The organism is Streptomyces sp. NPDC053076, from assembly GCF_044546845.1.
Lineage (GTDB): Bacteria > Actinomycetota > Actinomycetes > Streptomycetales > Streptomycetaceae > Streptomyces.
Map to the genome: position 1 here is coordinate 358,028 of NZ_JBITZL010000002.1, position 6,836 is coordinate 364,863.

General features: G+C 67.4%; 8 protein-coding genes and 1 pseudogene. 6 read left to right on the top strand and 3 right to left on the bottom strand.

The genetic code is table 11. The features are described 5' to 3' along the window. Positions 1-109: 109 nt before the first annotated feature. Positions 110-1,033 (bottom strand): annotated as a pseudogene (locus ACIGYR_RS08890) (RNA polymerase sigma-70 factor). A 193-nt stretch (positions 1,034-1,226) separates the two neighbouring features. Here ACIGYR_RS08890 and ACIGYR_RS08895 point away from each other — a divergent pair. Then, entirely contained in the window at positions 1,227-1,706 is a 480-nt protein-coding gene (locus ACIGYR_RS08895) for a carboxymuconolactone decarboxylase family protein (protein WP_399596161.1), read from the top strand. Positions 1,707-2,367: 661 nt separating this feature from the next. On the opposite strand, the gene ACIGYR_RS08900 is transcribed toward ACIGYR_RS08895, so the two are convergent. Next, positions 2,368-3,123 (bottom strand): GntR family transcriptional regulator, encoded by a 756-nt coding sequence (locus ACIGYR_RS08900; protein ID WP_399596160.1) that lies wholly within the window; start codon positions 3,121-3,123, stop codon positions 2,368-2,370. Between the two features lie 79 nt (positions 3,124-3,202). Between ACIGYR_RS08900 and ACIGYR_RS08905 the strand changes: the two genes are divergently transcribed. The 5 genes from ACIGYR_RS08905 (at position 3,203) to ACIGYR_RS08925 (ending at position 6,382) form a co-directional block, all read left to right on the top strand. Continuing rightward, on the top strand, positions 3,203-3,481 hold the full coding sequence (locus ACIGYR_RS08905; RefSeq protein ID WP_399596158.1) for a hypothetical protein: 279 nt from the start codon (positions 3,203-3,205) through the stop codon (positions 3,479-3,481). A gap of 523 nt (positions 3,482-4,004) precedes the next feature. Beyond that, positions 4,005-4,229 (top strand): hypothetical protein, encoded by a 225-nt coding sequence (locus ACIGYR_RS08910; RefSeq protein WP_391845400.1) that lies wholly within the window; start codon positions 4,005-4,007, stop codon positions 4,227-4,229. Further along, the gene (locus tag ACIGYR_RS08915) at positions 4,226-4,969 is read left to right on the top strand and encodes a GntR family transcriptional regulator (protein ID WP_391845402.1); all 744 of its coding nucleotides are present in this window, start codon (positions 4,226-4,228) and stop codon (positions 4,967-4,969) included. Before ACIGYR_RS08910 ends, ACIGYR_RS08915 begins: the two co-directional genes overlap by 4 nt. After that, the gene (locus tag ACIGYR_RS08920) at positions 4,966-5,268 is read left to right on the top strand and encodes a hypothetical protein (protein ID WP_399596155.1); all 303 of its coding nucleotides are present in this window, start codon (positions 4,966-4,968) and stop codon (positions 5,266-5,268) included. The genes ACIGYR_RS08915 and ACIGYR_RS08920 overlap by 4 nt, the downstream gene beginning before the upstream one ends. 772 nt (positions 5,269-6,040) lie before the next feature. Beyond that, positions 6,041-6,382 (top strand): hypothetical protein, encoded by a 342-nt coding sequence (locus ACIGYR_RS08925; RefSeq protein WP_399596154.1) that lies wholly within the window; start codon positions 6,041-6,043, stop codon positions 6,380-6,382. Between the two features lie 211 nt (positions 6,383-6,593). On the opposite strand, the gene ACIGYR_RS08930 is transcribed toward ACIGYR_RS08925, so the two are convergent. Then, the coding region (locus tag ACIGYR_RS08930) for a tetratricopeptide repeat protein (RefSeq protein ID WP_400014179.1) at positions 6,594-6,836 on the bottom strand (243 nt) is incomplete at its 5' end.

The following is a 6,836-nucleotide window of genomic DNA, read 5'->3' on the forward strand; positions in this document are numbered from 1 at the left end:
GGATTTCCAGGCGGTCGTTGACGGTGAGGCTCAACTCAGACTCCAGACATATCAGTTCGTTCTGCCGGTTGTCTTCTGCCCGTATGTTCGCCGAGGCCATGGGAGGGACTCAGCGGCTCACAGGGGTCTCGCGGTCGATGCGTGACAGCTTCTCGGGATTGCGCACGGCGTAGAGCCCGGTGATGAGGCCGCCGTCGAGGCGCACCGCCAGGACGGTATCGACCTTGCTCCCGCCGGAGAGTGAGCGCCGGGTACCCATTGACCGGTGTCGGCTGCAGCGACACCGTGGCATCGATCCTGCCCAGCACGCGGGCCACCCTGTCGGCGCCCACGACGGGCGCCGGCGCGGCCTGACTGTTCCGCCACCGTCCGTCAGCAAGACGACATCTGGCGCGATCATGTCGAGCAGGCGCTGCAGGTCGCCGGTTTCAACGGCCCGTAGGAACGCCTCGAGTGCGCCGCGGGTCTCGGCCGGAGAGACGACTTCGCGCGGCCGGCGCGCAGCTACGTGTGCTCGTGCCCGGTGCGCGATCCGGCGGACCGCGTCGGGGCTCTTGTCGACGGCTTCCGCGATCTCGTCGTAGTCCAGACCGAACACTTCGCGCAGCACGAACACCGCCCGCTCGGTGGGGGTGAGCGTCTCCAGCACCAGCAGCATGGCCATCGAGATGCTGTCGGCCAGCTCGACATCGTCGGCCACGTCGGGCGCGGTCAGCAGGGGTTCGGGCAACCAGGGGCCGACGTAGGACTCCTTGCGCCGACGGAGCGTGCGTAGTCGGCTCAGCGCCTGCCGGGTGGTCATCCGGACCAGGTAGGCGCGCTGGTCCCGCACCGTGTGGAGGTCGACGCCCGCCCAGCGCAGCCATGTCTCCTGCAGAACGTCCTCGGCGTCGGCGGCAGAGCCGAGCATCTGGTAGGCGACGGGGAGCAGCAGGTTGCGATGGGCGACGAACGCCGAGGTGGCGGAGTCCACGTGGCCGTCACGGGCGGGCGGCTCGGCTGTGTTCCGTGTCCGCTCGCTGCGCTCGCTCATAGCCGGTTCCCGCTGTTCGCTCTCGACCGTGTCACGCACAAGACATCAACCCCAGCCGCTCCGTGACACCCAAGACCGGTGTCCTACGCCACATCACCGCGCTGTCACAAGGACCGGGCGGCCGGCATCTCGTGCTCGTCAGGACGCCGCGGGCGATCCGCGCGGCACGCAATTCCACAGTGAGGACGACATCATGGAACCCCGTTTCAACCTGTTCGACAGCCCGACCGCCGCGAAGATCGCCAAGCGGTTCTACAACGCCTCGTTGCCCCTGGAACAGTCGACGCTGCCCAAGACCCTGAGGGAACTGGTGGAACTGCGGGTGGGCCAGATCAACGGCTGCGGCTTCTGCGTCGACATCCACACCAAGGAGGCAGCGGCCGCCGGTGAGACCGCGCTCCGGCTCAACCTGGTCGCCGCCTGGCGCCATTCCACCGTGTTCACCGAGGCGGAGCGGGCCGCGCTGGCGCTTGCCGAAGAGGGCACCCGGCTCGGCGAGCAGGGCGTGTCCGACGAAACCTGGGCCGAGGTGCGCAAGCACTACGACGACGACCAGGTCGGTGCGCTGGTCTGCCTGGTCGCCCTGATCAACGCGGCCACCCGGATGAACGTGATCGTGCACAACCCGGGGGGTTCGTACGAGCCTGGCATGTTCGCCGACATGTCGAGCTGACCAGCACGCGAATGGGGCCCGGCCCAGGCTGGTTCGGTCCCGGTCGGGCCCCGTATGTCCCTTGGGAAGCCGTAGCCGTGCGCGTCCAGGACGTGACCCTTCCGGACAGCCCCGGAACCTGCTCTTGATCATCAGGAGCGCGTCCGGGGCTTCGTCGTGTCGGCCCACCCCGCTCTGACCAGCAAAAAGCCCTCCCGAGCGGGAGGGCGGAGACTTGCGCCCCCGGCAGGACTCGAACCTGCGGCCAAGCGCTTAGAAGGCGCTTAGCGGGTCACATATCGCACCCTTGCTGACCTGCTCCTCTTCCCGTGCTCGGCGTCTCATGAGCCAGCCTTCGGCACGCATTCGACTGGCGGCGACCAAGTATCCGTTAGAGACCGGATCGAGGCATCAAGATCACAAAAAGCCTCGTATACGAGGCTGACTTCTCCCCTCGTGGCGCGCACTGTGGCTGTAGCGAGGCTGGGTTTCGTACCACCGTTGGTACTGCCTTACCGGACTGTCATAGACCACGCTGGGACTCGTATCGATCGATAGGTCCGAACGCGTGGATGCGACCACTCGGGCACTGACTCCGGCCCTGGTACGCGAAATCCTACGGAGCCACAGGGGTGCGGGAGGTGTGATGGATAATCACTGGGAGCGCAACGGCCCAGAACCGTCATCGATTGATCGGAATCTCGTAGACGATCTCGCAGTGAGCGGCGGGCACCACGATGTCCGCCGTCTCCACGGGCCGTCCCTCGTCGCTGTAGTACGTCCGCCGGATGTGCGTGACGAGCGCGGCCTTCTGGATGCCCAGGAGTGACGCCTCCTCGGCGGTCGCCTGCCTCGGCTCCGGCTGCTCCACGGCGTGGCTGACGGTGACACCGATCGCGGCCATGCGGTTCACGACCCCAGCCCCGGCGTGCGGCCCTCCCTCCGGGAGGACAACGGGAGTGCCGGCGGTGAGGTCGTACGGCTCCCAACTCGTCGACAGCTGCACCGGCCTGCCGTCGGCCAGGAACTCGTACGTCGTCCGGACGCACAGGTCGCCCTCGGCGATGCCGAGCCGCGCCGCGATGTCCGCCGGAGCCGGCACCTTGGCCTCAGTCCGGCTCTCCCAATCTCCTTGTCTGCCCACAGCCTTCATGTCCGCCCGGAACGGAGACCCGTCGGGCCGCTCACGCGCGGACGATCGAACCACCCGCACGCGCTGCCGGGGCTCGGCGACGTACGTGCCCGAACCGGCGCGGCCCTCCAGCACACCCTGGGAAATCAGCAGCTCCTGAGCCCGGCGAACCACGTTCTCGCCGACCCCGTACTCCTGGCCGATCTGGGCGCGGGAAGGCAGACGGTCCCCGGGCTCCCATACGTGCTCCGCGATCCGGCGCCGGAGTTCGTCGGCGATGCGGAGATAGGGCGGCTGCTCAAGCATATGGAAAATCTAGTCCACTAGCTCTAATCTAGTTAACTAGCTTCACTGGAAGTGATCGCCGGTTGACGGAGGCTGCCCTGTGCCCGCTTCGGGATCCCGCGTGGCGGCCATCGCCGCCCGGCTGTCCGCCGTCGGGCTCCCCGCGCGCGTGGAGGAGCACGACCGGTACACGTCGGTCGAAGCGGAGATACCGGAAGCGCTCTCCGCCGACTTATGGCGGGAGGCCCTGGAAGTGGTGGCCGAGGCCGATCGGTTCGGCCTCCTCGCCACCAGCCTGGACGGCCGCACCCTCTGGGCGGTCGTACACAAAGCGGTCCCCGCGACGGGCGATGTGGGGGGACCGAGCCATCAGCGATAGGAGCTGAGCAGCGTGCTCAACCGTATCCGCCGTGCCGTCTCGCTCACCAGAGCGCGGTACGCCCCTAAGGGCAGGCACCGCCGCCCCTTAACGACCTCCCGGGCGACGGTCGCCCCTGCCTGCCCGGCGTCCGTCGATGCGCCTAGGCGGCCACTGGGCCGGGCTTCCGACATCGTCGACCATCGACTCCCGCTTGCGGGGGAGGACAACGAACTCGTCCGCCCCTACGTGCTGGCTTGGGAGGAACGAGTACGGCCACGGGCGGTGGTCGTCGCTTCCCATCTGCCGGCTGAAGCCTGGTCGACCCTGGCGGAGGCCCGCTGATGTCTCCACGTCAGCAGCTTGGCGTCACCGATGCCTCGGCCGTCCCCTACCGGTCGACCGCCTGCCGTATCGGCACACACCCGCTCTGCGCGGAGTCCTCTCCCGTCTCCGCGCCGATCGACCTGCCGGTTGTCTATGAGACGTGCGCGTGCCCGTGTCACTCGATCCCGGGCCACTCAAAGCCCAGGGAGGAGCAACGGTGAGCGGCTGGGCACCGGGCGGCGCGCTGGTGGTCACGGTCGAGGTCACGGCGACCACCGTGCAGCGCGGCGACGTCATTCAACTGGGCGGCACAGCGTGCCGGGTTATGGATCTGATCCAACTCCCTCAAGGCGCCAAACGACTCCTCTTCGAGTCGGGCGAGCTGCTGACCATACACACGCGAACCAGGCTCGCCGCCGTTCGCGTGCAGAGAAGGCGGTGACCCGGTCCGTGCCTTCACGCCATCACGACATCGCCGACGATCTCCGGCACCAGATCACAACCGGCGCAGTCAAACCGGGTGGACGCCTGCCGTCCGAGGCAGACCTCGCCGACCGATACAAGGTCAGTACGGCCACACTGCGAAGTGCCCTAGCGGTCCTCCAGGGCGAAGGTCTTGTCGAGAAGATCCACGGAAAAGGCAACTTCGTCCGCCGCTCCCTCCGTAAGATCGTGTACGTCGGGGGATGGGGAACGCTGGATCCCTGGACCGCCGCTGAAGCGGCCATGCACGTCACTGTTCGCACCGCCACAGTGCAGGCAGACGGCCATCTGACGTCCTTGCTGAGGGTGCCGACGGGCAGCCCTCTCGCTGAGTTCTTCTGCCTCAGCCACGAGGGAGACTCACCGCACGGTCTGGCCCGCATTTACATCCCGCGCGACCTGGCACCGGCCGGCGTGCTGGGCGACGACACCTCATGGCGGGACACGGCCACGCGATTCGCCGTCCTCGGCTCGGCACCGGCAACCGTCCGGGAGACGGTATGTGCTCGTCCACCGACACCGGACGAGGCATCGGCCCTCCGGATCGGCCCAACGGCGGCAACCCTCGCGATCACACGGGTCGCCACCGACTCCACCGGTCGAGTCGTCGAGGCCGCGCTACTCGTGTTCCCAGGCGATCGCGTCGACGCGGTCTTCACCACCCACGACGTGACCGATGAGAGGGGAACCCAACGATGACAGCACCCAACGAACTGCGACTCCTTCCGTGGTCGGGGCCGGAGGGGAAGCCCTGCTACTTGGACACCGACGACAAGGCTGGCTACATGTCCCGCCTGGCGGACAACCTCGAAGAGGTGCAACTGGGGACGGCGGCCGAGTTGCTGGACCACGCCTCCGCCACCCTCGACGACCAGGACGTCGGCCCGGAGGACTTGCAACGGCTGGCGAGGGAGCTGACCAGGGCGTTGCGGGACGTGCTCCGCGTTGCAGTCAGCCGCGGTCACCTCCTGGCGGTGCGCGACCCCCATCGCTCCTGAGGACCGCTGACCAGCAGGACAGAAGAAGCTCACGGCTCTGACCACGTCGGATGCCGTGGGCTTCTGTCGTTGTCGGCCCTGACGTCGCACCGCGCTCCACTTTGCGTTGGCCGTAGCATGTGGGCAATGAGGGGGAGATATGGCGCTCGGACGCAAGGGTCACGACGCATAGTCGTCGACGGCACGAGCTACCGCTGGCGGCTGCGACGCAGGCCCACCTACAGTCAGGCGCTCTGCTGGTCGCCGTGTACGTATGCCGTGGAGCATGCGGAGCACTCTGGGACGACCCTGATCGTCACCACGAATCAACCTCACACCGGCAACTGGCTATCACGTCCAGGCAACCCAGTTCTGCCCTCCCATGTCGCCGACGCCATCACGGTCGCGCTCCAGCAGGGATGGGTTCCGACCCGTGCGGGGTCACCGTTTCACCTGGACCAGTCCGCCGACTTCTCTCCCTCGCTCTGAATGGGCGACGAGAAGCACCGCTTTAGGAGCCAGGTGAGGGGAGTGTGGCGTCGAGCTGCGGAACCGCCACTTAGGCAGGGAGGGGATCCGTCACCGTCGGCGACCAGCGTCCCCCGTGGCTCGCCGCTGGGTCTGGCACGGGCGTGGCACGGGGAACTTCTGATCCGTAGCTCTAGAGAGATGGGTCGGAGAGGGTCATACAGGTTGCGTTCTGGCCTCAAGGGGGCGCTACGGGGTGGGGCTGGTTGCTGTGGTTGCTGTATCCGGCTGCTGTACAGCAGGATCCGGGTGGGGGTGACGGGGCGTGGAGCGGGAGCGACTCGAACGACTGCTGGTCGGTAGCGATGAGGCGTCTGGAGCCGCTCTGCTGGCGCTCCGCTGCGGCGGCTCCTACGTGGTCTGGGACGGGACTACGTCCGCCGAGTCGCTCGCCCTTGTCTATGGACGCCGGTTGCGGCTCACGCGGCGTAGGGGCATCGAGACCACGAACTTGGACCGCAGCGTGGAGCTGCTCGGTCGGCATCAGCAGCCGGTTCGCCTGGGGCAGATCAGGACTGCCGATGGCTCGTGGACGTTCATGCTGTTCCTCACCGATGACGGCAGCAGGCTGATCGCGTGCACTGGCGTGCGGCGGGCCCAGGTCTGAGCCCCGGCCGACGACAGTCTGCCACGATGGCGGGTGCGTTAACCGATCAGGCGCGCGTGTGTAGCGCTGCCCCCACCGGCATCAGCCACGCTGCTCGATCGGCGTCTGTCAGAGCAGGCTGCGGCGGCGGAACCGCGGTGACGAGACATTGCGCGGTGACTTCTTCGTCCCGAACTATCGGCTGGGTGGCCATTGAGGTCTGTTGGGCTGGTCAATCGGCCGTACAAGGTTGCTGTGCGTCAGCTGCGGTCGTTGAGGTTGCTGTACTTCTCTGCTGTACGGCTTGGGTAGCTCGGTAGGCGTAGGCGAGGTTGTTGCGGGTGGTCAGGGTTTGGGGGTGGGTGTCGCCCAGGACCTGCTCGCGCTGGGTGAGTGCGGTCTCGTACAGGGGGATGGCCCGTTGCAGATCTCCCGCCGACTGGTAGGCGCTGGCGAGGTTGTTGCGGCTGGTCAG